Origin of the sequence: Paracidovorax valerianellae, assembly GCF_900102625.1 — a bacterium.
Lineage (GTDB): Bacteria > Pseudomonadota > Gammaproteobacteria > Burkholderiales > Burkholderiaceae_C > Paracidovorax > Paracidovorax valerianellae.
Map to the genome: position 1 here is coordinate 130,787 of NZ_FMZC01000012.1, position 26,159 is coordinate 156,945.

The 26,159-nt window shown below is 65.1% G+C and carries 20 protein-coding genes; 13 read left to right on the forward strand and 7 right to left on the reverse strand.

Annotated features, from left to right (window positions below; translation table 11 throughout):
* The first annotated feature begins 43 nt into the window (after positions 1-43).
* The 3 genes from lpdA (at position 44) to BLT03_RS17585 (ending at position 3,382) form a co-directional block, all read left to right on the forward strand.
* The gene (lpdA, locus tag BLT03_RS17575) at positions 44-1,471 is read left to right on the forward strand and encodes a dihydrolipoyl dehydrogenase (protein WP_092745048.1); all 1,428 of its coding nucleotides are present in this window, start codon (positions 44-46) and stop codon (positions 1,469-1,471) included.
* An 86-nt stretch (positions 1,472-1,557) separates the two neighbouring features.
* A complete protein-coding gene (gene zapE / locus BLT03_RS17580; protein WP_092745049.1) occupies positions 1,558-2,655 on the forward strand; it encodes a cell division protein ZapE in 1,098 nt (365 codons plus the stop codon).
* Between the two features lie 16 nt (positions 2,656-2,671).
* Positions 2,672-3,382 carry a hypothetical protein gene (locus BLT03_RS17585; RefSeq protein ID WP_092745050.1) on the forward strand — a complete coding sequence of 237 codons (711 nt, stop codon included), beginning with the start codon at positions 2,672-2,674 and terminating at the stop codon, positions 3,380-3,382.
* Between the two features lie 59 nt (positions 3,383-3,441).
* On the opposite strand, the gene BLT03_RS17590 is transcribed toward BLT03_RS17585, so the two are convergent.
* On the reverse strand, positions 3,442-4,230 hold the full coding sequence (locus BLT03_RS17590) for a PP2C family protein-serine/threonine phosphatase (protein ID WP_092745051.1): 789 nt from the start codon (positions 4,228-4,230) through the stop codon (positions 3,442-3,444).
* Positions 4,231-4,431: 201 nt separating this feature from the next.
* Between BLT03_RS17590 and BLT03_RS17595 the strand changes: the two genes are divergently transcribed.
* Complete coding sequence (locus tag BLT03_RS17595; protein WP_092745103.1) at positions 4,432-6,561, forward strand: ATP-dependent DNA helicase; 2,130 nt, start codon at positions 4,432-4,434, stop codon at positions 6,559-6,561.
* Here the strand turns inward: BLT03_RS17595 and BLT03_RS17600 are convergent.
* Positions 6,524-7,321 carry an outer membrane protein assembly factor BamD gene (locus BLT03_RS17600; protein WP_092745052.1) on the reverse strand — a complete coding sequence of 266 codons (798 nt, stop codon included), beginning with the start codon at positions 7,319-7,321 and terminating at the stop codon, positions 6,524-6,526. The two genes, BLT03_RS17595 and BLT03_RS17600, sit on opposite strands and share 38 nt — an antisense overlap.
* Before the next feature lie 188 nt (positions 7,322-7,509).
* Here BLT03_RS17600 and dnaE point away from each other — a divergent pair, with 188 nt between their 5' ends.
* The 3 genes from dnaE to clpA all read left to right on the forward strand — a co-directional run bounded on the left by dnaE (position 7,510) and on the right by clpA (position 13,900).
* Positions 7,510-11,058 (forward strand): DNA polymerase III subunit alpha, encoded by a 3,549-nt coding sequence (gene dnaE, locus BLT03_RS17605; RefSeq protein ID WP_092745053.1) that lies wholly within the window; start codon positions 7,510-7,512, stop codon positions 11,056-11,058.
* A gap of 67 nt (positions 11,059-11,125) precedes the next feature.
* The gene (clpS, locus tag BLT03_RS17610) at positions 11,126-11,494 is read left to right on the forward strand and encodes an ATP-dependent Clp protease adapter ClpS (RefSeq protein ID WP_092745054.1); all 369 of its coding nucleotides are present in this window, start codon (positions 11,126-11,128) and stop codon (positions 11,492-11,494) included.
* A 57-nt stretch (positions 11,495-11,551) separates the two neighbouring features.
* The gene (gene clpA / locus BLT03_RS17615; RefSeq protein WP_092745055.1) at positions 11,552-13,900 is read left to right on the forward strand and encodes an ATP-dependent Clp protease ATP-binding subunit ClpA; all 2,349 of its coding nucleotides are present in this window, start codon (positions 11,552-11,554) and stop codon (positions 13,898-13,900) included.
* Positions 13,901-14,039: 139 nt separating this feature from the next.
* Here clpA and BLT03_RS17620 read toward each other — a convergent pair whose 3' ends face one another.
* Positions 14,040-15,446, reverse strand: a complete 1,407-nt coding sequence (locus BLT03_RS17620; protein WP_092745056.1) for a lytic murein transglycosylase — start codon at positions 15,444-15,446, stop codon at positions 14,040-14,042.
* Between the two features lie 61 nt (positions 15,447-15,507).
* Between BLT03_RS17620 and sbcB the strand changes: the two genes are divergently transcribed.
* From sbcB to BLT03_RS17635, 3 genes are all read left to right on the forward strand, one after another.
* Positions 15,508-16,944 carry an exodeoxyribonuclease I gene (sbcB, locus tag BLT03_RS17625; protein ID WP_092745057.1) on the forward strand — a complete coding sequence of 479 codons (1,437 nt, stop codon included), beginning with the start codon at positions 15,508-15,510 and terminating at the stop codon, positions 16,942-16,944.
* Between the two features lie 24 nt (positions 16,945-16,968).
* Positions 16,969-17,928: an NAD-dependent protein deacetylase gene (locus BLT03_RS17630; protein WP_092745058.1), complete on the forward strand. Its 960-nt coding sequence runs from the start codon at positions 16,969-16,971 to the stop codon at positions 17,926-17,928.
* Between the two features lie 194 nt (positions 17,929-18,122).
* A complete protein-coding gene (locus BLT03_RS17635) occupies positions 18,123-20,345 on the forward strand; it encodes a sigma-54-dependent Fis family transcriptional regulator (protein ID WP_092745059.1) in 2,223 nt (740 codons plus the stop codon).
* Here BLT03_RS17635 and BLT03_RS17640 read toward each other — a convergent pair.
* The 3 genes from BLT03_RS17640 to adh form a co-directional block, all read right to left on the reverse strand.
* A complete protein-coding gene (locus tag BLT03_RS17640) occupies positions 20,320-20,709 on the reverse strand; it encodes a DUF779 domain-containing protein (RefSeq protein ID WP_092745104.1) in 390 nt (129 codons plus the stop codon). The two genes, BLT03_RS17635 and BLT03_RS17640, sit on opposite strands and share 26 nt — an antisense overlap.
* Positions 20,710-20,765: 56 nt before the next feature.
* Positions 20,766-21,797 (reverse strand): alcohol dehydrogenase AdhP, encoded by a 1,032-nt coding sequence (gene adhP / locus BLT03_RS17645; protein ID WP_092745060.1) that lies wholly within the window; start codon positions 21,795-21,797, stop codon positions 20,766-20,768.
* Positions 21,798-21,902: 105 nt separating this feature from the next.
* Positions 21,903-23,423: an aldehyde dehydrogenase gene (gene adh, locus BLT03_RS17650; protein ID WP_092745105.1), complete on the reverse strand. Its 1,521-nt coding sequence runs from the start codon at positions 23,421-23,423 to the stop codon at positions 21,903-21,905.
* 334 nt (positions 23,424-23,757) lie between these two features.
* On the opposite strand from adh, the gene BLT03_RS17655 reads away from it, so the two are divergent.
* From BLT03_RS17655 to BLT03_RS24540, 3 genes are all read left to right on the forward strand, one after another.
* Positions 23,758-24,162, forward strand: coding sequence for a TfoX/Sxy family protein (locus BLT03_RS17655; RefSeq protein ID WP_217640175.1), 405 nt, complete (start codon positions 23,758-23,760; stop codon positions 24,160-24,162).
* 257 nt (positions 24,163-24,419) lie between these two features.
* On the forward strand, positions 24,420-25,133 hold the full coding sequence (locus tag BLT03_RS17660) for a YebC/PmpR family DNA-binding transcriptional regulator (protein WP_092745062.1): 714 nt from the start codon (positions 24,420-24,422) through the stop codon (positions 25,131-25,133).
* Between the two features lie 111 nt (positions 25,134-25,244).
* Complete coding sequence (locus BLT03_RS24540) at positions 25,245-25,550, forward strand: hypothetical protein (RefSeq protein WP_175537791.1); 306 nt, start codon at positions 25,245-25,247, stop codon at positions 25,548-25,550.
* Between the two features lie 38 nt (positions 25,551-25,588).
* Here BLT03_RS24540 and BLT03_RS17670 read toward each other — a convergent pair whose 3' ends face one another.
* Positions 25,589-26,125 carry a hypothetical protein gene (locus BLT03_RS17670; protein WP_245711442.1) on the reverse strand — a complete coding sequence of 179 codons (537 nt, stop codon included), beginning with the start codon at positions 26,123-26,125 and terminating at the stop codon, positions 25,589-25,591.
* Between the last annotated feature and the right edge of the window lie 34 nt (positions 26,126-26,159).

Below are 26,159 nucleotides of genomic sequence, written 5' to 3' on the forward strand. Positions count from 1 at the left end.
GCCCGCCGGTGGGTTTTTCTTCAACCGATTGAGTGAGATTGACATGAGCAAACAATTCGACGTGATCGTGATCGGCGGCGGCCCCGGCGGCTACATCGCTGCCATCCGCGCCGCGCAGCTGGGCTTCAACGTGGCCTGCATCGACGAGTGGAAGAACGGCAAGGGCGGCCCCGCGCCCGGCGGCACCTGCACCAACGTGGGCTGCATTCCTTCCAAGGCGCTGCTGCAATCGTCCGAGCATTTCGACCAGGCCAACCACCACTTCGCCGACCATGGCATCGAAGTCAAGGACGTCCGCATGGACGTGGCCAAGATGATCGCCCGCAAGGACAGCGTGGTGAAGCAGAACAACGACGGCATCCTGTACCTGTTCAAGAAGAACAAGGTCACGTTCTTCCATGGCCGCGGTTCGTTCGTCAAGGCGGCCGACGGCGGCTATGAAATCCGCGTGGCCGGCGCTGCCGAAGAGTCCATCACCGGCAAGCAGATCATCCTGGCCACGGGCTCCAACGCCCGCGCTCTGCCCGGCGTGCCGTTCGACGAAGAGTTCATCCTCTCCAACGACGGCGCACTGCGCATCGGCGAGACGCCCAAGAAGCTGGGCCTGATCGGCGCTGGCGTGATCGGCCTGGAAATGGGCTCGGTGTGGCGCCGCCTCGGTGCCGAAGTGACGGTGCTGGAAGGCCTGCCCACGTTCCTCGGCGCGGTCGACGAGCAGATCGCCAAGGAAGCCAAGAAGGCTTTCGACAAGCAGAACCTCAAGATCGAACTGGGCGTGAAGATCGGCGAGATCCAGACCGGCAAGAAGAGCGTGACCGTCGCCTACACCAACGCCAAGGGCGAAGCCCAGTCGCTGGAAGTGGACAAGCTCATCGTCTCGATCGGCCGTGTGCCCAACACCATCGGCCTCAATGGCGAAGCTGTGGGCCTGCAGCTCGACGAGCGCGGCGCGATCGTGGTCGATGCCGATTGCAAGACCAACCTGCCCGGCGTGTGGGCCGTGGGTGACGTGGTGCGCGGCCCGATGCTCGCGCACAAGGCCGAGGAAGAAGCCGTGGCGGTGGCCGAGCGCATCGCGGGCCAGCACGGCCACGTGAACTTCAACACCATCCCCTGGGTGATCTACACGAACCCCGAGATCGCATGGGTCGGCCGCACCGAGCAGCAGCTCAAGGCGGATGGCGTGAAGTACAAGGCCGGTACGTTCCCGTTCCTGGCCAACGGCCGCGCACGGGCGCTGGGCGACACGACTGGCATGGTCAAGTTCCTGGCCGACGCGACCACGGACGAAATCCTGGGCGTGCACATCGTCGGCCCGATGGCCAGCGAACTGATCGCAGAAGCGGTGGTGGCCATGGAGTTCAAGGCCAGTGCAGAAGACATCGCGCGCATCTGCCATGCCCACCCCAGCCTGAGCGAAGCCACCAAGGAAGCGGCGCTGGCCGTCGACAAGCGCACGCTGAACTTCTGATTCCGGGACTTTGAGTAAAAATGGCTGCCGGCGCTTGAAACACTAGCGCAGGCAGCTATCTTTTTTATAGCGTTTGGAGTGTGCGTGTGAATGTGAAGCAGGCGTATGAAGCGGAGTTGGCCAGCAAGGGCTACCAAAGCGATCCGGCCCAGTTGCGCGCCGTGGAGGCACTGCAGCGCTGTGCCGACGATTGGGCGCTGTACAAGGAGCGCCGTTCCAACGCCTTGAAAAAACTCATCAACCGCCCTGAGGTGCCCCGTGGCGTCTACATGTACGGCGGGGTGGGGCGTGGCAAGAGCTTCCTGATGGATTGCTTTTTCAACGCAGTGCCCATTCGCCGCAAGGTGCGGCTGCACTTCCATGAATTCATGCGCGAGGTGCACCGGGAGTTGGCGGGGCTGCAGGGCACCGTCAATCCGCTGGACGTGCTGGGCGAGCGCATCTCCAAGCGCTACAAGCTCATCTGCTTCGACGAGTTCCATGTGGCCGACATCACCGACGCGATGATCCTGCACCGCCTGCTGGTGGCGCTGTTCGAGAACGGCGTGGGTTTCGTGACCACCTCCAATTTCGAGCCTGACGGGTTGTACCCCGGCGGGCTGCACCGCGACCGCATCTTGCCGGCCATCGAACTGCTGAACCAGCGCATGCAGGTCGTCAATGTGGACAACGGCACCGACTATCGCCGGCGCACGCTGGAGTCGGCGCGGCTGTACCACACACCGCTCGGTCCTCAGGCCGACGCAGAAATGTCCGAGACGTTCGACCAGTTGGCCGAGGTGCGCGACGAAGATCCCGTGCTGCACATCGAAGCCCGTGAAATCCGCGCGCGCCGCAAGGCCGGCGGCGTGGTGTGGTTCGATTTCAGCGTGCTGTGCGGCGGCCCGCGCTCGCAGAACGACTACCTGGAAATCGCCACGCAGTTCCATACGGTGCTGCTGTCGGACGTGCCATACATGCCCGTGGCGATGGCGTCCCCGGCCCGGCGGTTCACCTGGCTGGTGGACGTGTTGTATGACCGGCGCGTGAAGCTCATACTCTCGGCAGCCGTGCCCCCCGAGGAGCTCTACACCGAAGGCCCGCTGGCGCACGAGTTTCCCCGTACCGTGTCCCGGCTGAACGAAATGCAATCCAAGGAATTCCTGGCCCTGGAGCGGCGAACCGTCGACACCGGGCTGACCTGACCCCTCATCTTTCACCATGCCATCTTTCCATCGCCTTTTCATCGCCGCTGCGGTGGCGCTCGTCTCGTCGCTGGCTACCGCTCAGGCCCCGCTGGACGCTGCCCGTTCTTCGGCCGATGCGGCGCAGGCCGAGCGGCGTGCGGAACTCGACCAGATCCAACGCGACCGGCGTGCGCTGCAGGCCCGCCGCACGAAGGAAGAGGGCGTTTGCTACCAGCGCTTTGCCGTGGAGGCCTGCCTGGCCGAAGTGCGGGCCCAGGTGCGTGACCAGGAGACCGCGCTGCGGCAGCGCGAGATCGCGATCAATGACGCGGGTCGGCGCGAAAAAGCCGACCTGCGCAAACAGTCCATCGAGCAAAAGCAGCAGGAGCAGCGCGAAAAGATCGAAGGGGGAGAGCGCCCTGCGCCCATGCAAGCGGCTTCGCGTGCCCAGTCGCAGGCAGAGGGCCGTGCCGAGCGCGAGCATGAAGCGCAACAGCGCGCGGCACAGCAGCATTCCCGCGAGCAGTCGCATGACGCTGCCAAGGCACAGCGGGCCGCAGGTCAGCCGGCCGCCATTTCCGAGGCGCGTGCCCGTTACGAAGCCAAGCAAAAGGCCGCTCAGGAACGGCGGGAAAAGCACGACAGAGCCCAGGCCGAGGCTGCCGCAGAGGGCCGCAAGCCCGCAGCAGCATTGCCGCCGCCACCACCAGCGCCAACCGTGGCACCAGCCAGCACCACGCCCTGAGCGGATTGCCGCGGGGCCCGCGCCGCTGCGTCAAAAGACTGCGCGTGCAATGCGCGGAGTCAGCGCACCAGCCGGGCAGGCTTCTTTTCTTCGGCCAGTGCTTCGATCTTGACGATCGCAAGGGACAGGTTGTCGCCACCGCCGCGTGCCCGCGAGCGCGCTTTCTCGATGAGGAATTCGGTCGCCTCGCGCGGTGACAGCGAATCGACCACCGACGCCAGTTCGGTGGGCGAAAAATAGTGCCATACCCCATCGCTGCAGGCCAGCAGCACATCGCCCGGCAGCAGTTGCGGGATCATGTGCTGCGTCACCGGCGGGTCGCTCTCGGTGCCCAGGCAGCCCACCAGGATGTTGGAATGCGGGTGGGTGTTGGCCTCGGCCTCGGTGATTTCGCCGCGGTCCACCAGGGCCTGCACGTAGGAATGGTCGCTGGTGCGAAAGGCCAGCCGGGCCCCCTGGAAGTGATAGATGCGCGAGTCGCCCGCATGGGCCCAATGGCAGTCGCCGCGCGGATTGATGATGAACGCCGCCACGGTGCTGTGCGGCTCCTGCTCGGCCGAAATGGCGGTGAGCCGGATCACGATGTGGGCCTCTTCGACCATGTGCTTGAGCATGGCGGCCGTGTCGTCGCTGTCCGGCGAGTAGCGCTCAAACCACTGCCTTGCTGTGAGCATCACCTGATCGGAGGCCTTGCGACCGCCGCTGCGGCCCCCCATGCCGTCCGCCACCACCCCCAGCACGCAGCCGTTGTAGCGGGGATGGGCGATCAGCGCCACCTGGTCCTGCTGGTACTCGCGGTCGCCTTTGTGGATGCCAGTTGACGCAGTGAGGCGAAACGGTTTGGTCATGGCGGAGATGGTGTGGGGGCGGGGAACCGCCGGCCGGACGGAGGGGCGGGTGAGCACGTATTATCGGGCGCCCTTTGGCGGTTTTGCCATGCGACGCGCGTCCTGCCTTCTTTCCTTGTCCTCCCCTTCTTTCTCTCCGCGATGCTGCAATCCCACAGGGTGGGCTGTTCCGCGTGCCTGGCGATGCAGGGCCTGAACGGCATGGACCTGCCTCGCACTGAATCGCTGGTGCACAGCGTGCAGGCTGCGTTCGCCCAGGGGGGCGTGCTGACGCTGGCGCACGAGCACTTCAAGCCGCGCGCCGGCCAGACCGAAATGGCCGTGGCGGTGGCGGAAACCATCGAGCAGGGCGGCGCGCTGGTGGTGGAGGCCGGCACGGGCGTCGGCAAGACGTTTTCCTATCTGGTTCCGGCGCTGCTCAGCGGCGAGCGGGTGCTGGTGTCCACGGCCACCAAGGCCCTGCAGGACCAATTGTTTGCGCGCGACCTGCCGCGACTGGTGGATGCCTTCGCACTGCCTGTCCGAACGGCTTTGCTGAAGGGCCGAGCCAGTTATCTCTGCCTGCACCGCATGGAACTGGCACGGCAGGACGGTGCGGCGCACGATGCCTCCGTGGCCCGCGTGCTCGCCCGTGTGGAAACCTGGTCGCAAAGCACGGTGAGCGGCGATCTGGCCGAGCTGCCGGGGCTGGACGAGCGCTCGCCCGTCATCCCGCTGGTGACCTCCACGCGCGAGAACTGCCTGGGCTCGCCGTGCCCGCGGTTTCGGGCCTGCCACGTGCATCGCGCCCGTCGCGAGGCACTGGCAGCCGATGTCGTGGTGATCAACCACCATCTCTTTTTCGCCGACCGCGCCATTCGCGATTCCGGCATGGCCGAGTTGTTGCCCACGGTGCGCGTCGTCATCTTCGACGAAGCGCACCAGTTGAATGAAACGGGCGTGCAGTTCATGGGACGGCAGGCGTCCACTGCGCAGCTGCTGGATTTTTCACGCGATGTGATGGCGGCCGGGTTGCAGTTCGCCCGGGGTCTCGTCGATTGGCTGGCGGTGGCTGCGGCGCTGGACCGCGCCGCGCGCGATCTGCGGCTGACGGTTGGCCGTGCCGCCGCGGGCGCCCGGCTGCGCTGGACGGGCGAAGTGCCTGACGGGGTCGACCCAGGCGATTGGCATGCCGCCATGCTCCAGGTGGTGGGCGCCTGCCGCAATGCCTTGGCCGCCCTGGATTCGGTCAGCGAGATCGCCCCGGATTTCGTGCGCCTGCACGGGCGCGCTGTGCAGCTCATGGAGCGCATGGACGGGTTTTCGCAGCCTTGTGGCCCAGATGCCGTGCGGTGGGTGGACGTGGCGGGAGCCTTGCGGTTGGTAGAGGCCCCGCTCGACATCGCGGGGCCCATGCGTTCCTTGTGGCACTTGCCCACAGGCCAATCCGCTGACGGGGCGGAATCAGGCTTCGATGTGGATGCGAATGCCGAGGCAGACGCCAACGCATCGGCCTGGGATGAACCTGAGCAAGAAAGGCCGCCGCAGGGCAAGCCCCGCTCCTGGATCTTCACTTCGGCCACGCTGGGAGACGACGCCACCTTGCGCTGGTTCACCGAGCCTTGCGGTCTGCAGGAGGCTCGCGTGCTGAAGGTGGACAGTCCTTTCGACTATTCGTCGCAAGCGGCGTTTTACGTGCCCCGGGAGTTGCCGAAACCTGCCGACCCGGCCCACAGCGCGGCGTTGGCCGCCTGGGTTGGCGAGGCGGCCCAGGTGCTGGGCGGGCGCACCCTGGTGCTGACCACCACCCTCAAGGCCCTGCGGAGCATCGGCGAAGCGCTCCAGGCCCGGTTTGCTGCAGAGCCTGCCATCGAGGTGCTGGTGCAGGGCCAATGGCCCAAGCGGCGCTTGATGGAGCGGTTTCGAGAAGGTGCCTCGGAGGGGCGCGCGGGTTGCGTGCTGGTGGCGTCCGCCACGTTCTGGGAAGGGTTCGACGTGCCAGGCGAAGCGCTGCAACTGGTCGTGATTGACAAGCTGCCTTTCCCTCCCCCGAGCGACCCCTTGGTCGAGGCGCGCTCGCAGCGGTTGGAGCAGGCCAAGCGCAGTGCTTTTCGCTATTTTTCGCTGCCCGAGGCGGCGATTGCCCTCAAGCAGGGGGCCGGGCGGTTGATTCGCAGCGAGACCGACAGGGGCGTGCTGGTAGTCGCTGACACCCGGCTGGTCGATATGGGCTATGGCAAGCGCCTGCTGGCGGCGCTACCCCCGATGCGGCGCCTTCAGACGGCGCAGGAATTCGAGGCGGCGCTGCGCGCGCTCACCACACCTTCCACCACGGTTCCGCCTTGGCCTTGAGGCCTTCGCGGTTCAGTTCGCTCTGCGGGTAAGAACTGGCCATGACGCGCTGCGCATCGTCTCGCAGCTGGGTCATGCCCAGTGCGTCATAAGACTTGACGAGGATGTACAGGGCTTCTTCGAGCGCAGGCACTTCCTTGTAGTCGGCCAGGGCGATCTGCGCGCGGCTGATGGCAGCCACATAGGCGCCGCGCTCGTAGTAGTAGCGGGCCACGTGCACTTCGTACTGCGCCAGGGAGTTGACGATATACGTCATGCGCTGGCGCGAATCCTGGGCGTAGCGCGAATCGGGAAACCGCGTGGTCAGTTCACGGAAAGATTCGAAAGAATCCTTGGCGGCCTTCTGGTCGCGCTCGGAAAGGTCCTGCCGCGATAGCCACGAGAACAGGCCCAGGTTGTCATTGAAGTTGACCAGGCCCTTCAGGTACAGCGCATAGTCGTAGGCCGGGCTGGCGGGGTGCAGCTTCATGAAGCGGTCCAGCGTGGCGATGGCCTGGGCTTTTTCACCGGCCTTGTACTGGGCGTAGGCTTTTTCCAGTTGCGCCTGCTGGGCCAAAGGCGTGCCAGCGGCACGGCCTTCCAGCTTTTCCAGCAGTGGCACGGCCTTGTCGAAGCCGCCGCTGTTGAGCTCGTCGCGGGCTTCGGAATAAATGCGATTGGGGCTCCAGCCGGCGGTCTTGTCTTCGGGGGTGCTGGAGCAGCCCGCCATCAGGCCGGCGGCCAGCAGGACGGACAACAGGGGCAGGGGAAAACGCGGCATGGAGGCAGCTTTCAGGCAATAGAAGGGCATCTGGTTCCCGCTTCCGATCGACAAGCCGCCTGGGCCACAGGGGCTCGCGCGGCGATCGGGCAGGAGCCGGATTGTACCGGCGAGCCGGCTGGCGGCCTGAACGAAACCCCGGGGCTCTGGCGCGGGACCATGAGGCTAGCGTTCCTACAATACCCGTCATGTTTGTTCATTTGCGCCTGCACACCGAATTTTCCGTCGTCGACGGCACCAATCGCATCGATGAGGTGGCCAAGGCGGCCGCCAAAGATGGCCAGCCCGCCCTGGCGATCACCGACCTCAACAACCTTTTCGGCGCCATCAAGTTTTACAAGGAAACCCGCGGCAAGGGCGTGAAGCCCGTGCTCGGGGCCGAAGTGTTCGTCGAGCCCGAAGAGCCCGGTAACCCGCCGTCCCGCATCATCCTCTTGGTGCAGGGCAAGCAGGGCTACCTGAACCTGTCAGAACTGCTCGCACGGGCTTGGACCCGCGGCGTGGTGAAAAACCAGCCCCTGTGCACCTGGGCCTGGCTGGAAGAGCTGGGCGAGGGCCTCATTGCCCTGGCAGGTGCGCAGGCCGGCCCGGTGGGCCAGGCGATCATCAAGGGCGACGATGCCGGGGCCGCGCGCCTGGCCTTGCGCCTGGCGGGGATTTTTCCGCACCGTTTCTATCTGGAAATCCAGCGTGCGGGCCGGGCCGACGATGAAGCGCATGTGGTCTCCGCCGTGCAACTGGCGGCGCGGTTGAACCTGCCGGTGGTGGCGACCCACCCCGTGCAGTTCGCCACCGCCGATGACTACGAAGCCCATGAGGCGCGCGTGTGCATTTCCGAGGGCGAAATCCTTGGCAATCAGCGCCGCGTGCGCAAGTTCACGCGTGAGCAGTATTTCAAGTCGAGCGCCCAGATGGAGGCGCTGTTCGCGGATGTGCCCTCTGCCATCGCCAACACGCTGGAAATCGCCAAGCGCTGCAACCTCACCCTGGTGCTGGGCAAGCCACAGTTGCCGGACTTCCCCACGCCGGGCGGCATGCCCATCGACGAGTACTTCCGCGTGGCTTCGCTGGAGGGGTTGGAAGAACGGCTCGCACACCTGTACCCGAAGGAAGCCGAGCGCGACAATCAGCGACCTCGCTACCTGGAGCGGCTGGAGTTCGAGATCAACACCATCCTGAAGATGGGGTTTCCCGGCTACTTCCTCATCGTGGGCGACTTCATTCAGTGGGCCAAGAACAATGGGTGTCCGGTGGGGCCGGGCCGAGGGTCCGGCGCCGGCTCGCTGGTGGCTTACGCGCTCAAGATCACCGACCTGGACCCACTGCAGTACAACCTGCTGTTCGAGCGGTTCCTGAACCCGGAACGGGTCTCGATGCCCGACTTCGACATCGACTTTTGCCAGTCCAACCGTGACCGCGTGATTGACTACGTGAAGGACAAATACGGCAAGGATGCCGTGAGCCAGATCGCCACGTTCGGAACCATGGCCGCGAAAGCGGCGATCCGCGACGTGGGCCGCGTCATGGACATGAGCTACACGTTCTGCGACGGAATTTCCAAGCTCGTGCCGGGCAAGCCGGGCATGTCGTACACGCTGCAGTACCCGCCCAACCCGAAAAAGGAGGGCGACAAGAACAACTACGCGCTGGAGTTGGAGCCCTTGCTGGCCGAGCGGGTGCAAAAGGAAGAGGACGTCAAGACCATCATCGAGATGGCGCAGAAACTGGAGGGCATGACCCGCAACATCGGCATGCACGCCGGGGGCGTGCTGATCGCACCGGGCAAGCTGACCGACTTCTGCCCGCTGTACCAGCAGCCGGGAAGCGACTCGGCAGTGAGCCAGTACGACAAGGACGATGTGGAGGCCATCGGGCTCGTGAAGTTTGACTTCTTAGGTCTGGCCACGCTGACCATTTTGGAGATCGCCAAGGACTTCATCGTCAAGCGCCATAAAGGTCAGGAGAACTTCACGTTCGAGAACATCCCGCTGGACGATTCGCGTACCTACCAGCTGTTTTCCGACGGCAAGACCGAGGCCGTGTTCCAGTTTGAAAGCCGCGGCATGCAGGGCATGCTCAAGGAAGCCCGGCCGAGCCGCCTGGAAGACCTGATCGCCCTGAATGCTCTGTACCGGCCAGGCCCGATGGACCTGATCCCCAGCTTCGTGAACCGCAAGCACGGCAAGGAAGTGGTGGAGTACCCGCATCCGCTGGTCGAGAAGGTGTTGTCGGAAACCTACGGGATCATGGTGTACCAGGAGCAGGTGATGCAGACCGCCCAGGTGCTGGGAGGCTACTCGCTGGGCGGTGCCGACATGCTGCGCCGGGCCATGGGCAAGAAGAAGGCCGAGGAAATGGCCGAGCACCGCGAGATCTTCCGTGCGGGTGCCGCCAAGCAGAACATCAGCCAGGAAAAGGCCGACGAGGTGTTCGACCTGATGGAGAAGTTTGCGGGGTATGGCTTCAACAAGTCGCACGCCGCCGCTTACTCACTGCTGGCCTACCAGACCGGCTGGCTCAAGGTGCACTACACGGCCGAGTTCTTCTGCGCCAACATGACGGTGGAAATGGACGACACCGACAAGCTCAAGGTGCTGTTCGAGGACGCCATCAAGAATTTCGGCCTGTCGTTCGAGCCGCCGGACGTGAATCGCGGGATGTACCGCTTCGAGCCGGTCACCGACAAGGTCATCCGTTACGGCCTGGGCGCCATCAAGGGGACGGGGCAGCAAGCCATCGAAGCCATCATTGCGGCCCGGGAAGGGCGGGGCGCCGGGCCACGCGGCGATACGAAGGGGCCGTTCACGAGCCTTTTCGATTTCTGCGTGCGCGTGGACCGCACTCGTTTGAACAAGCGCACGCTGGAGGCGCTCATCAAGGCGGGCGCCTTCGACGCCATGAACATGAACCGGGCGTCGCTCGCCGCATCGATCGACCGGGCTTTCGATTTCGCCAACGCCACGCTGGCCAATGCCAACCAAGGCGGCCTGTTCGACATGATGGGCGAAGACGTCCATGGCTCCAGCACGCAAGAGCCGGAGCTGGTGGAAATGACCCCCTGGGGCGTGAAAGAGCGCCTCACGATGGAAAAGACCGCGGTGGGTTTCTACCTGTCGGGCCACCTGTTCGATGAGGTCGCCAGCGAGGTCCGCCGCTTCGTGCGCACCCAGATCGACGAACTGCTCGACAGCCGAGAGCCGCAGATTCTGGCCGGCATCATCAGCGACTTCCGGGTGATCAACGGCCAGCGGGGGCGGCTCGCGCTGTTCAAGCTGGACGACAAGTCCGCCACCATCGAGGCCTCGGCCGACGAAAACGTGGTCAATGCGCACCGCGACATGCTCAAGGACGATGAGTTCGTTGTCATGAGCGGGCGCCTTCAGCTCGACCATTTCAGCGGGGGGCTGCGGGTCAAGGTCCAGCAGGTATGGGATCTGGCGGGGGCACGGGCCAAGTTCGGCCGTTATCTTCAGGTGGCCATCGGCGACACCGCCCCCGATGTGCAACGGCTGGTGCGCGAATTTCCGCCTCGCCGGCAGGAGACCGAGCAGGGCGAGGTGCTGGTGCATGGCCTTCGCGTGCGGATGGGGGTGCGCTGCAAGGCCGGGCAGGGCCAGGCGACGGCTGAATTGCAGCTGGGTGAGGGCAGCCGCTTCTTCCCGTCCGATGCGGCGTTGGCCGCGTGGAGCGCGCAGGCCGGCACCGGTTCCGTCAACGTCGTCTATGACGCGGGCTGAAGGCTTGAAACACCGTTGGGTGATCACTACATGGGAGAGGCTGCGTCGATCGCCGTGGCTCGCTAGAATGAAATCCATGGCAACTAAACCACCTTCCCCTGTTCCCGCTCCGCCCACCAGGACGCCAGCGCGGGACGACGGCGGTTCGGTCGTGCTTGAACGGCGCACACAAAAGACCCAGCCGCCACAAATGTTTCAGGTGGTCATGCTCAACGATGACTTCACGCCGATGGAATTCGTCATCGTCGTGCTGCAGGAATTCTTCAGCAAAGACCGGGAAGCCGCCACGCAGATCATGCTGAAAATCCATTTGGACGGCAAAGGCGTATGTGGGGTGTATTCCCGCGATGTCGCAGCGACCAAGGTGGAGCAGGTCCGCGAGGCAGCCCACAAAGCGGGGCATCCGCTGCAATGCCTCAGTGAGCCTGTTGAATAAACGGCCTTTGGTCCCGATCTACAGTAATCCCTTCCACGCAAGCACAAAGGAGTTCACATGATTGCCCAGGAACTGGAAGTCAGCTTGCACATGGCCTTTGTCGAGGCCCGCCAGCAGCGCCACGAGTTCATTACCGTGGAGCATCTGCTGCTTGCATTGCTTGATAACCCCAGCGCAGCCGAAGTGCTGCGCGCATGCTCGGCCAATATCGATGATCTGCGTTCATCGCTGGCCAACTTCATCAAAGACAACACGCCCCAGGTCGCCGGCACGGACGAGGTGGATACGCAGCCCACGCTGGGTTTCCAGCGCGTGATCCAGCGCGCCATCATGCACGTGCAATCCACCGGCAACGGCAAGAAGGAAGTCACCGGCGCAAACGTGCTGGTGGCGATCTTCGGCGAGAAGGATTCGCACGCCGTGTACTACCTGCACCAGCAGGGCGTGACGCGGCTGGACGTGGTTAATTTCATTGCCCACGGCATCAAGAAAGGCGAACCGCCGGAGCCCGCCAAGCCTGAGAACCAGGCCGAGGGCGAAGAGGGCGGCGGTGGCGAGCGCAACGAAAAGGCTTCGCCGCTCGAGCAGTACACGCAAAACCTCAACCAGGCGGCCAAGGACGGCAAGATCGATCCGCTGATCGGGCGCCACTACGAGGTGGAGCGCACGATCCAGATACTGTGCCGCCGCCGCAAGAACAACCCGCTTCTGGTGGGTGAGGCTGGCGTGGGCAAGACGGCCATCGCCGAGGGCCTGGCGTGGCGCATCACGCAGAACGATGTGCCGGAAATCCTGGCCGAGGCCGTGGTGTATTCGCTCGACATGGGAGCGCTGCTGGCAGGCACCAAGTACCGCGGCGATTTCGAGCAACGCCTGAAGGGTGTGCTCAAGTCGCTCAAGGACAAGCCCAACGCCGTGCTGTTCATCGACGAAATCCACACGCTGATCGGCGCTGGCGCCGCCTCGGGCGGCACGTTGGACGCGTCCAATCTGCTCAAGCCGGCGCTCTCCAGCGGCCAGCTCAAGTGCATCGGCGCGACCACGTTCACCGAATACCGCGGCATCTTCGAGAAAGACGCGGCGCTTTCGCGGCGCTTCCAGAAGGTGGACGTGGTGGAGCCGACCGTGCAGGAAACGGTAGACATCCTGAAGGGCCTGAAGTCGCGCTTCGAGGAACATCACAGCGTGAAGTACGCTGCGGCGGCGCTGCAGGCTGCGGCCGAGCTGTCGGCCAAGTACATCAACGACCGCCATCTGCCCGACAAGGCCATCGACGTGATCGACGAGGCCGGTGCAGCCCAGCGCATCCAGGTCGCCAGCAAGCGCAAGAAGACCATCGGCAAGGCCGAGATCGAGGAAATCGTGGCGAAGATCGCGCGCATTCCGCCCGCGAACGTTTCCAACGACGACCGCAGCAAGCTGCAGACCATCGAACGCGACCTGAAGAGCGTGGTATTCGGCCAGGACAAGGCGCTGGAGGTGCTTGCCTCCGCCGTGAAGATGGCGCGCTCCGGCCTGGGCAAGGGCGACAAGCCGATTGGCTCGTTCCTGTTCAGCGGCCCCACTGGCGTCGGCAAGACCGAAGCGGCGAAGCAGCTGGCCTACATCATGGGCATCGAGCTGATCCGCTTCGACATGTCCGAGTACATGGAGCGCCATGCGGTGAGCCGCCTGATCGGTGCGCCTCCTGGCTATGTGGGGTTCGACCAGGGCGGCCTGCTGACCGAAGCCGTCACGAAGAAACCGCACTCCGTGCTGCTGCTGGATGAAATCGAGAAGGCGCACCCGGACATCTTCAACGTGCTGCTTCAGGTGATGGACCACGGCACGCTGACCGACAACAACGGGCGCAAAGCCGACTTCCGCAACGTCATCATCATCATGACGACGAACGCGGGTGCCGAGACCATGAACAAGGCCACCATCGGGTTCACGAATCCGCGGCAGGCGGGCGACGAAATGGGCGACATCAAGCGCCTGTTCACGCCAGAGTTCCGCAACCGGCTGGATGCCATCGTGAACTTCAAGGCGCTGGATGAGCAGATCATCCTCCGCGTGGTGGACAAGTTCCTGCTGCAGCTCGAAACCCAGCTGGCCGAGAAAAAGGTGGAGGTGACTTTCACCGACACCCTGCGCAAGCACCTGGCCAAGAAGGGGTTCGATCCGCTCATGGGTGCACGCCCGATGCAGCGCCTGATTCAGGACACGATTCGCCGTGCGCTGGCTGACGAGCTGCTGTTCGGACGCCTGACCGAAGGGGGCCGCCTCACGGTGGACATCGAAGTCAAGACGGACGACAAAGGGGTGGAAACGCCCGACGTGTTGCTCGACATTCAGCCGTTGCCGAAAAGAGAGCGTTCCGCGAAGTCGGAACCCGCCGAGCCGGAAGAGGCCACGGCCGACTGACCAGCGGCGGCCACCGCAGTCGGTGGCCTGGACTTCCCGCAAAAAAGCCCGCGTTCATCGCGGGCTTTTTTATGGCGAGAGCGGAATGCTCACAGTCGAGGCAACCGCAACCGAGCCTCGGTGCCGTGGGCAACGCCCATCACGGAGCTGTCAGGCGCTGCAGCAGCTCCAGGGTCGGATAGCCATCGGCCACGGCACCGATGCTCTGCTGGTACTGGCGCAGGCCAGCCCGCGTGGCGGGGCCCATCACACCGTCTGGTGTGCCGGTGGAAAAGCCGCGCGCATTCAGCGCGGTTTGCAGGTCTTTCACCTGGCTGCGCGACAGTGGCTGCAGGTCTCGCGGCCAGGCGGCCGCCACGCCGGTTCCACCTTCGATCTGCCGCGCCAGCAGCCCCACGGCGAGCGCGTAATTCACCGAATTGTTGTAGCGCAGGATGCTGCGGAAGTTGTCGCCCACCAGGAAGGCCGGCCCGCGTGCACCCGCTGGGGCTATGACCGAGGCCGAGCCGAGGTCTGGCAGTGGCTGGCGGTCGATGGCCACGACGCCTTCGCTGGCCCACTGGGCCGTGGATTGGCGGATCGTGGTTTCGGCGCGGGCATGGTCGAAGCCGGCGGGCAGTTGCACTTCGACGCCCCAAGCCTGTCCTGTGCGCCAGCCGGAGTTGGCGAGGTAGTTGGCGGTGGACGATGCAACGTCGGGAATGCTTCCCCATATGTCGCGGCGGCCATCGCCGTCGGCATCGACGGCATAGGCCAGGAACACCGATGGCAGGAACTGCGTGTGCCCCATGGCACCGGCCCAAGAGCCGATCATTCGGTCGGCGGCGATGTCCCCCTGGTCGAGGATGCGCAGCGCAGCCATGAGTTCATTGCGCGCCCATTGGGACCGGCGGCCTTCGAAACCCAGGGTGGCCAGCGCATCGACTGCACGGAAGGTGCCGAAGTTGCTGCCGAAGTTGCTTTCCATGCCCCAGATGGCCGTGACGATCGAGGCCGGCACGCCGTACCGCCCGGCTGCGGCTTGCAGAGGTGCTGCGTACTCGGTCAGCTTGGCCTGGCCTTGAGCGATGCGCTGGGCGGAGACCGCACTGTCCAGGTAGGCCCATGGCGTGCGGGTGAACTCGGGTTGCGCGCGGTCCAGTTCGATCACGCGCTGCTGCAACTGGGCACCGGCCAACGCAGCCTGCACGGTTTCAGGGCGAATGCCGGCGGCCAAGGCTTCCTGGGTGAATGCTGCAATCCAGGCGGTGAAGCCTGCCTGCTCGGCAGCCGCCGCCTCTTCTGGCGTGGGCGGCACAGCGGTGGAGGGCGCTACCGGCTCTGCAGGCATGGCGGGAACCACGGGAACCTGTGGCGTTTGTGGCGCAGGCATCGCGGCTGGCGGGGCTGCCGGCAGCGCTTGCGGCGCCTGGGCGCGAGGCTCGGAAGCGCAGCCTGCCAGGGCCAGCGCGGCCACCAGAGGTGCCAGCCAGGCCGCGGAGACAGTGGCGCGCCGGCGGTGGGGATGAAGATGAGGGGGGGATGAGGGGGCAAGGCGTCGGTGCATGCCTTATTGTCCCGCGCCCCGGCATACTTGCGGGCTTCGGTGTTACCGGCTGCACGATTTCATGCATACCTTTCTCTGGCACGACTACGAAACCTTTGGCGCGAACACGCGCCGCGACCGCCCGGCGCAATTTGCCGGCATTCGCACCGACGCGCAACTGAACGAAATCGGCGAGCCGCTGATGGTCTATTGCCGGCCTGCGCCCGACTATCTGCCCGACCCCGAGTCGTGCCTGATCACGGGCATCACACCGCAACTGGCGCTGGAACGTGGCCTGCCGGAGCATGAGTTCGCCGCCCGCATTGAAGCCGAACTGGCACTGCCCGGCACCATCGGTGTGGGTTACAACACCATCCGCTTCGACGATGAGATCACGCGCTTCATGTTCTGGCGCAACCTGATGGACCCGTATGCGCGCGAATGGCAGAACCAATGCGGCCGCTGGGACCTGCTCGACGTGGTGCGCATGTGCTACGCCCTGCGGCCCGACGGTATCGTCTGGCCGAAAAAGGAAGATGGCTCGCCCAGCTTCAAGCTGGAGCATTTGTCCAAAGCCAATGGCCTGGTGCACGAGGCGGCGCACGATGCGCTGTCCGACGTGCGCGCCACCATCGCGCTGGCGCGCCTGATCCGCGATCGCCAGCCCAAGCTGTTCGAATTCGCACTCGGGCTGCACAAGAAAGACCGCGTTGCCGCCGAACTGCGCTTGCCCGCCACGGCCGAGACGGCGCGGCCGTTTCTGCACATCTCGGGCATGTTTTCCGCTGAGCGTGGCTGCGTGGCCGTCATGTGGCCGTTGGCCAGCCACCCGACCAACAAGAACGAACTGATCGCCTGGGAACTGGCTCACGACCCGTCCGAGTTGGCCCTGCTGGGTGCCGACGCGATCCGCGAGCGCCTGTTCAGCCGGGCCGATGCGCTGCCCGAAGGGGTGTCGCGCCTGCCGATCAAGACCGTGCACCTGAACAAGTCGCCCATGGTGGTGGGCAACGTCAACACCCTGACTGCGCAGATGGCCGAGCGCTGGGCCATCGACCTGGACCGGGCTGCCGGCCACGCCGAAGTGGCGCGCGACCTGCCCGACATGAGCGCCATCTGGACCAGTGTGTTCACCCGCCCGCAGGAAGCCGCGCCCGATGTGGATCAGGACCTGTACGGCGGCTTCGTCGGCAACGAAGACCGGCGGCGCCTGAACCGCCTGCGCACCTTGCGGCCTGAAGAACTGGCCATGGCCAAGACCGGTTTCGACGACGAGCGGCTCGAAGAGCTGGTGTGGCGGTACCGGGCGCGCAATTTCCCGCACACGCTGGATGCCGCAGACCAGGAGCGCTGGGAGAACCACCGCGTCGCCTGCCTGATGGAAGGCGCGGGCGGCGCACTCACCTTCGACGAGCTTTTCGCGCGGCTGGACCAATTGGGTGCCGAGGCCGATGAGCGGGGCGAGGAGATCCTGGGCGCCTTGTACGACTACGCGGAAAGCATCGCGCCAGCGATGTGAACGCGCCCTGAACCGAAGGCCTGAATGTCCCTGACCCCACCCACAGAGCCCGGCGCAATACCTGCGCCATCCGCGCCTTTGCTGGTGGCGCATGCCCTCCCTGCAGCACCTGCCGGCGGAGCCGTGCCGGCGGCTTCTGCGGACGGGCTTCATGCGCTGGCGGAGTTCATGGCCGCGCACCCCCGGGTGTTCGTGCTGACCGGCGCCGGCTGCAGCACCGCGGCGGGCATACCGGACTATCGCGATGGCAATGGCGACTGGAAACGCCCGCCGCCGCTCACCTTTCAGGCATTCATGGGCGACGTCGCGACGCGGCAACGCTACTGGGCCCGCAGTTTCATCGGCTGGCGCGTGATGGGTCGCGCGCAGCCGGCAGCCGCACACCACGCGCTGGCGGCCCTGGAGGCCGCCGGCCGGGTAGAGATGCTGCTCACGCAGAACGTGGATGGCCTGCACGACGCGGCGGGAAGCCTGCAGACCATCGACCTGCACGGCCGTGTCGACACGGTGCGCTGCATGGGCTGCGAAGCCCGCATGCCACGCGCTGAGTTGCAGGCAGAGCTGCTGCGCCGCAACCCCGATTGGGCCGCGCTGCACGCCCAGGCCGCGCCCGACGGCGATGCAGACTTGGAAATGCAGGATTTCAGCGCGTTCGATGTGCCGCCGTGCCCACGCTGCGGTACCGGTGTGCTCAAGCCCGACGTGGTCTTCTTCGGAGAAAGCGTGCCGCGCGAGCGGGTGCAGGCCGCGCGCGACGCGTTGCTGCGAGCCGATGCCATGCTCGTTGCCGGCTCTTCGCTCATGGTGTATTCGGGCTTTCGATTCGTTCAGATGGCGGTGGACGCGGGCAAGCCGGTGGCGGCCGTCAATTGGGGGCGCACGCGGGCCGATCCGCTGCTGTCGCTCAAGGTCGAGCAAGAAGTGGGATCGGCGCTCGGCGCCGTGGCTCACGCACTGGGTGCGCTGCCCCTCGGGTCGGCTTGAGTCTGCTTCCGCGATTTAGCGATTGAAGCTGGCAGGGCCGTGCTGGGCTGTACTTGTGGGCGCAGCGGCCGGCCGTCCGGTGTGCCACCAGGGTTTTGGGAGCGACGGCGGCTGCCGATGGTGCTAAGGTGCCAGCCGCAAGCACCCCGGCAGCGCCAGCGCGCCGGGCGACGACTGAGCCCCAAGGAGACAGCATGCAGACGAACGCATTCCTCGGTGCGCCCGGCCCGATGCCGGGCGAGTTGGCCGCCTCCGTGGCCCAGCAGATCGCGCAGGCCCATGAGCGCTCCACCGCCTTCGGTCTGCGGCGGACCGAAGCGGCCGACCTGCAGCCGGTAGATGCCGAAGCCCTGGCCTGGATGGTGGCCCGCAACGAAGCCCTCTTTGCCCACGCGCGCCCCGTGATGGAAACGCTGTCGGCCCAGATCGCCGGCACGCAGAGCATGGTGCTGCTGACCGACGCGCAAGGCGTGGTGCTGCACGCGCTGGGCGACGACGAGTTCCTGGACCGGGCAAGCCGCGTCGCCCTGCGCCCTGGCGCGGCGTGGTCGGAGCGCAGCAAGGGCACCAACGCCATCGGCACAGCGCTGGCGCTGGGCGAGGCCCTGCAGGTCAACGGCAGCGAACACTTTCTGCAGGCCAACCATTTTTTGACGTGTTCGTGCGCCCCCATCCTGGACCCGCACGGCCGCGTGATCGGCGCGCTCGACGTGAGCGGCGACCACCGCAGCCAGAGCGCTCACACCCTCGCTCTGGTGCGCATGTCGGCCAAGATGGTGGAGAACCACCTCTTCGGCAAAGTCTTCGAAGACGCGGTGCGGTTGCGCTTTCATGCCCGGCCGGAATTTCTGGGCACGCTGGTGGAAGGGTTGGCCGCGTTCACCCCGGAGGGGCGATTTCTCGCGGCCAACCGCAGCGGCCAGTTTCAGCTGGGGTTGTCGGTCAACGCTCTGCAGGCGCACACGTTTCCCTCGCTGTTCGGCTTCTCGATGAGCGCGCTGCTGGCCCATGCGCGACAGGCGGTTCCGGAGTTGCTGCGGCTGCAGTTGCCGGGTGGCGTGACGGTACAGGCGCAGGTGGAGTTTCGGCCACGATCAGGCACGTTGCTGCCGATGGCCGACGTGATTGAACGGAGCGAGCCGGAGGAATCGACCGGCCTTGCTGAATCGGCACATACCAAAAACCATCCAGGGTTGGAGTCAGGCTCGACGGATGCAATGGGGCAGGGCAGTGGCGCAATGGGCCGACCCGTGCGCCAGCGCCCGGCCATGCCAGCCCGGCTGTCCAGCTTGCGCTATCTGGACACGGGCGACGCACAGCTCGCCCAGGTCATCGACCGCGTGACGCGGCTGCTGGGCAGCGATGTGTCCACGCTGATCCTGGGCGAAACCGGCACCGGCAAGGAGTTGCTGGCCCGTGCCATCCACCAGGACGGGCCGCGCCAGCGTGGGCCATTCGTCGCCGTCAATTGCGCGTCGATCCCCGAGTCGCTGATCGAGTCCGAGCTTTTCGGCTACGACGAAGGCGCCTTCACCGGCGCGCGGCGCAAGGGCAGTGTCGGTAAAGTCGTGCAGGCCCATGGCGGCACGCTGTTCCTGGACGAGATCGGCGACATGCCGCTGTCGATGCAGGCCCGTTTGCTGCGCGTTTTGCAGGAGCGCAGCGTGTCGCCTCTGGGTGCGGCGAAACAGGTGGCGGTCGATGTGGCCGTGGTCTGCGCCACCCACCGCAATCTGCGCGAAATGATGGCGCAGGGCACGTTCCGCGATGACCTCTACTACCGGCTCAATGGCCTGGTCGTGCGCCTGCCTGCGCTGCGCGAGCGAACCGACCTGGCCGTGATCGTCGAGCGCATCCTGCGCGCCCAGGCCGAAACCCCACCGGTCCCCGCGAGCGGTGCCGTGCCGCGCGTGGCGCCCGAAGCCATGGCGCTGTTCGCTGCGCATGCCTGGCCCGGCAACCTGCGCCAGCTCAGCAGCGTGCTGCGCACGGCCGCGCTGATGGCGCGCTCTGACGGGGGCATGATCCAGCGCACGCACTTGCCGGAAGATTTTCTGGAAGATTGCGACCAGTGGCTGGCGCATGCGGACGGTATGGCGGGCCCTGCCGGCGCGGCTGGCGCACTGCACCCAAACCCGGATCGCCTGTGGGACACGACGGGGGCTGCGGCGCAAGCCTCGCCGCCCCGCCCGGGCGTTTCGAGTCCCCCTGCCGCGGTGTCCCGCCTGGGTGATACCACGGCTGCGGCGCTGGAGCAGGCGCTCGCAGCGCACGGCGGCAATGTGTCAGCGGCGGCGCGCGCGCTGGGCGTTTCGCGCAACACCATCTACCGGCATTTGAGGGCGGCCCGGGTTGCCCCCGACGCGCTGTCGCCGGCAGCAGCGGCAACCGTCAGCGGGGTGGGCCGAGCGCGCTGACCACTTCCCACTCGGCGTCGCTGTACAGGCGCGAGCGGGTCAGGAAACGCAGCCCGGTGGGCCGCTCCAGCGAAAACATGCCGCCGTTGCCGCGCACCGCATCGATGATGAGGTGCGTGTGCTCCCAATAGGCGAACTGCGAGCGGCTCATGTAGAACGGCGTGCCCGCGATTTCGCCCAGCAGCACGTCGGAGTCGCCGACCATGAATTCGCCCAGCGCAAAGCACATCGGCGCGCTGCCGTCGCAGCAGCCGCCCGATTGGTGGAACATGAGCGGGCCATGCTGTGCGGCCAGTCGCTCTATCAACTCCACTGCGGCAGGTGTGGCAGAAACGCGGCTCGCGGCCGCCGCATCCGTTGCCATGGCAGGCGCTGCGGGCACCGCTGGATCCGTGGGCTCGGCAGAGGGCGTGGCCATGATCAGGCCGCCATGTCCAGCACGATGCGCCCCTGGATCTGCCCCTGGCGCATGCGCTCGAACACTTCGTTGATGTTCTCGAGCTTTTCGGTAGCGACCGTGGCCTTCACCTGCCCGCGTGCCGCGAAATCGAGCGATTCCTGCAGGTCGAGCCGGGTGCCCACGATGGAGCCGCGCACCGTCACGCCGCGCAGCACCATGTCGAAGATGGGCAAGGGGAAATTGCCGGGTGGCAACCCGTTGAGGGACACCGTGCCGCCGCGCCGCACCATGCCGAGTGCCTGTTCGAAAGCCTTTGGCGACACGGCCGTTACCAAGGCGCCATGTGCGCCGCCGATCTCTTTTTGAAGATAGGCTGCCGGATCGGTCGTCTTGGCGTTCACCGTCACGCTCGCGCCGAGCTGGCGGGCCAGGTCGAGCTTGTCGTCTTCCACGTCCACCGCCGCCACGTTCAGCCCCATGGCCTTGGCATACTGGACGGCCATGTGGCCCAGACCCCCGATGCCGGAGATCACCACCCAGTCACCGGGTTTCGTGTCGGTGACCTTGAGGCCCTTGTAGACCGTGACGCCCGCGCACAGCACCGGGGCGATCTCGACAAAGCCGATGTCCTTGGGCAGGTGGCCCACGAAGTTCGGGTCGGCCAGGGCGTAGTCGGCAAAGCCGCCGTTGACCGAGTAGCCCGTGTTGGTCTGCGATTCGCACAGGGTTTCCCAGCCGCCCATGCAGTGCGTGCAGTAGCCGCAGGCCGAATGCAGCCACGGCACGCCCACGCGGTCGCCTTCCTTCACGTGCTTGACGTTCTTGCCGATGGCAGCCACGAAGCCCACACCTTCATGGCCCGGGATGGAAGGCGGGTTGGGCTTCACCGGCCAGTCTCCTTCGGCGGCATGCAGGTCGGTGTGGCACACGCCGGAGGCTTCGATCTTCACGAGAATCTGGTCGTCCGAGGGCCTCGGCACCGGCACTTGCTCTATGGCGAGCGGCTGGCCGAACGTGCGAACGACGGCGGCTTTCATGGTCTTGGCGGTCATGGGTGAAGAAGTCCTTTCGCCTGCAGTACAGGGGTGGTGAAACGGGTGTCGGGTCTTTCACCTTAGGCCCGGCCACCCGCGTGCGTGCTGACCCAGATCAAGCGGTCAGAAGAACCCCAGCGGCGCTTGCGAATAGCTCACCAGCAGGTTCTTGGTCTGCTGGTAGTGGTCCAGCATCATCTTGTGGTTCTCGCGGCCGATGCCCGATTGCTTGTAGCCACCGAACGCCGCGTGCGCGGGGTAGTGGTGGTAGCAGTTGGTCCACACGCGGCCGGCCTGTATGCCCTTGCCCATGCGGAACGCGCGGGCGCCGTCGCGGCTCCACACGCCGGCGCCCAGGCCGTACAGCGTGTCGTTGGAGATTTCCAGGGCCTCTTCCTCGGTCTTGAAGGTGGTGACCGACAGCACCGGGCCGAAGATCTCTTCCTGGAAGATGCGCATCTTGTTGTGGCCCTTGAACACCGTCGGCTTCACGTAATAGCCGCCGGCCAGGTCGCCACCCAGATCGTTGCGTTCACCGCCGATCAGGCACTCGGCGCCTTCCTGCTTGCCCAGGTCGAGGTAAGAGAGGATCTTTTCCAATTGCTCCTGCGAGGCCTGCGCGCCGATCATCGTGCTCTTGTCCAGCGGGTGGCCCTGCTTGATGGCCGCCACACGCTTCAAGGCGCGCTCCATGAACTTTTCGTAGATCGATTCCTGCACCAGCGCACGGCTGGGGCACGTGCAGACTTCGCCCTGGTTGAGCGCGAACATCGCGAACCCTTCCAGCGCCTTGTCGAAGAAACCGTCGTCCGCCGCCATCACGTCTTCGAAGAACACGTTCGGGCTCTTGCCGCCCAGCTCCAGGGTGACGGGGATGATGTTCTGGCTCGCGTACTGCATGATCAGCCGGCCCGTGGTCGTCTCGCCCGTGAAGGCGATCTTTGCGATGCGCGGGCTGCTGGCCAGCGGTTTACCGGCTTCCAGGCCAAAGCCGTTCACCACGTTCACCACGCCGGGCGGCAGCAGGTCGCCCACCAGTTCCAGCAGCACGAGGATCGAGGCCGGCGTCTGCTCGGCGGGCTTGAGCACCACGCAGTTGCCGGCGGCCAGCGCGGGCGCCAGCTTCCACACGGCCATCAGGATCGGGAAATTCCACGGAATGATCTGTCCCACCACGCCCAGCGGCTCGTGGAAGTGATACGCCATGGTTTCGTGGTCGATCTCGCTGATGCCGCCTTCCTGCGCGCGGATGCAGCCGGCAAAGTAGCGGAAATGGTCGATGGCCAGAGGAATGTCAGCCGCCATGGTTTCGCGCAGCGGCTTGCCGTTGTCCAGTGTTTCGGCCACGGCGATGGTGAGCAGGTTCGCCTCCATGCGGTCGGCGATCTTCAGCAAGGCGTTGGCACGGTCGGTGGTGGAGGTCTTGCCCCAGGCGGTCTTGGCCTTGTGGGCTGCGTCCAATGCGGCGTTGATGTCCTTGTCGTTGGAGCGGGGGATGGACGTGAAAACCTGTCCGTTAATCGGCGAGGCGTTCTCGAAATACTGTCCGTCGATCGGTGCCACCCACTGGCCGCCGATGTAGTTGCCGTATTGCTTCTTGTAGGGGTTGGCGATTCCGAGGCTGGCGATTTCTGCCATGTTCATGGTGCTTGTCTCCTGTGAACGGTTGGTGTTCCGCGCCACGGCGAGCGGTGCGGGCCCCAGCATTGGCGCAATGCCCGTGCCAACTGCCTCTGCGCTCAGTAACTATCAAAATTGATAGCAATAAAACCAATGTGTAAAAGCGCTGGGGTCGATTTTTATGGTCATCGCTTTTTTTTGGCGGTGAACAGCCTCACATGTTCCAGTGTTGACCGGCTGTTCCGTTGCGGAACAGTCCCGGAACAGTGCGCTACCCAGGTCGTCCCCTTGGCTTGGCGCAACATGGCTCGCCCGCCGCACACAATGGCCTTTCCCTTCCCACCCTGAGCTTGCACGCGTGAAAAAACCGACTGCCATTCCCATGAGCGCTTTCGCGCAGGAGCTTCCCGCCGTTTTCGCCCCGGGGGGCCCCGTGCAACTGCGCCGCATGTTCGGGGGCTGGGGCGTCCTCCACGAAGGTCTCATGCTGGCACTGGTGTTTCACGACACGCTGTACCTCAAGGCGGACGCGCAGACGGAGCCGGCGTTCGAGCACCGGGGATTGCGGCCGTTCGTCTACGAGCGCAGCGGCCGGCCGGTGGCCCTGTCGTACCGGCAGGCCCCCGCAGAGATGTACGAAGGCCCTGCCGAGGCCATCGAATGGGCGGGCCGTGCGTGGGAGGCGGCCTTGCGGTCGGGCACCAAGCCGGCAGCGCCGCGAGGCCGGCAAAAGCGCCAGGACGTGGGCAAAACGAAGGCGTGAAGGTCAGTTCTGCCGGATGCTATCGTTTTGATAGCTATGCAGGCAATCAATACGGCGGCAGGAGGTCTTTTTTGCTCGGATCACGGCGCAGACGGGCAAGGCACGGGTGCCTGGGTGTATAACCGATGCCCTTCGGGTCGGGCGCCCGTGCCGCACCGCTGGGTGCGAGGATCATTGTTCCAAGCCGCCGCCCGGCCTGTCATCCAATCAACGAAGCCGGACGCCTTTCGAGCGCCGCAACACAAGGAATCGTCACGATGGGCGCGCAGTGGAAAGCAAAGGGCAAGGCACAGGTCGCGGATGCCAAGGGCAAGCTGTTCGGCAAGCTGGTCAAGGAAATCATGGTCGCCGCGCGCGGCGGCGCCGACCCGGCGGGCAACGCACGGCTGCGCCTCGTGGTGGAACAGGCCCGCAAGGTGTCCATGCCCAAGGACACGCTGGAGCGCGCCATCAAGAAGGGCGCAGGCCTCTCCGGCGATGCCGTCAACTACGAACGCGTGATCTACGAAGGCTTCGCCCCGCACCAGGTCGCCGTCATGGTGGAGTGCCTGACCGACAACGTGAACCGCACCGCGCCCGAGATGCGCGTGCTTTTCCGCAAGGGCCAGCTGGGCACTTCCGGCTCGGTGGCCTGGGACTTCAACCACGTGGGCATCATCGAAGCCGAGCCAGCGTCTGCCGATGCCGACCCCGAAATGGCCGCCATCGAAGCCGGCGCGCAGGATTTCGAGCCCGGCGAGGAAGAGGGCAACACCACCTTCTGGACCGACCCCACCGATCTCGACCTGGTCTGCCGCGCGCTGCCGGCGCAAGGGTTCACGGTGCTGGCGGCCAAACTGGGCTATCGGCCCAAGAACCCGGTGAACCCGGCCAATCTCAGCGCCGAACAGCTGGAAGAGGTGGAATCGTTCCTGGCCGCCATCGATGGCAACGACGACGTGCAGAACGTCTTCGTGGCGCTGGCAGGCTGAACGCCGGCGGGTCAGCTACCTTCTCTGGCGCTACTGGCGCCAATCAGCAAAAAGCCGCCCCGGCCAACGCCGGTGCGGCTTTTTTGCGAGCGGTACCGTCAGAAGTCCAGGATGTTCGCCTGGACGATCGTCGGGATGTGCGACTGCACGAACGACTGGATCGCGCTGCAGGGCAAGAAGAACGGCCGCTGTGTGATGGTTACCGTACAAACCTGTCCGTTGACCGAGAACGTTCCTGCGACGGTTCCGATGGGCGTGCCCACTGAAAAGCTGCCACCGGCTGGACCACCGGAAATCGTTCCACCATTCTGGTGGATGAGCGATGCGATCTTGATAAACAGATCCTGTGCGCCACCCGTGAAGGGGACGTTAAATGGACTGCATGAAGCCATTGAGTTTCTCCCGATCAATGAATAGCCGAATTTTTAATGATCCGGCCTCTCCCTTTTTTAAAATCAGCAGCGACCGACAACGGTTCCGCTGTAAATAGGATTGTCGTTGAGGTAAATCGTGACTTTCAGGCCTGTGGGAATGAAGGAGCCGCAAGTTTGGGCGCAGGCCTTCAATTGGCCTCCGAAGGGGATGCTGACTGGCGAGGTAATACAAAGGTTGCCATAGATTGGCACCGAGAAGCAGATCTGGTTGGTGGATGGGTTGTAGCTTGCGCCCACGCAGACCGAAAGCTTCAGCGCGTGCACGCCTTCCAGGTTGGGTGTGTTGCCAGCGTTGCTGCGCAGTACGGGCGCATGGTTGTTGCCTTCGGAGAAACCAACGGCAGCGAAATTCGGCACATGATCAGCGTTGTCTTGGGCATTGTTCTGGTTGCAATTACAGTCGGACATGGTGTTTCCTTCAGGGGTCTTTTGGGCTGAATTAAATGCCGGCTGCAGCAAAATGATTGCTTCGCCGGTGGGGTTCTCATGCCAGCTCTGAATAATGTTTTCAAAGGTTTTTTTAAAGCCCTTGAATAATCCATTCAGCGCCCGATTCATGAGTGGGCAGATTTTGTTCGCCCCCCTCATGCTT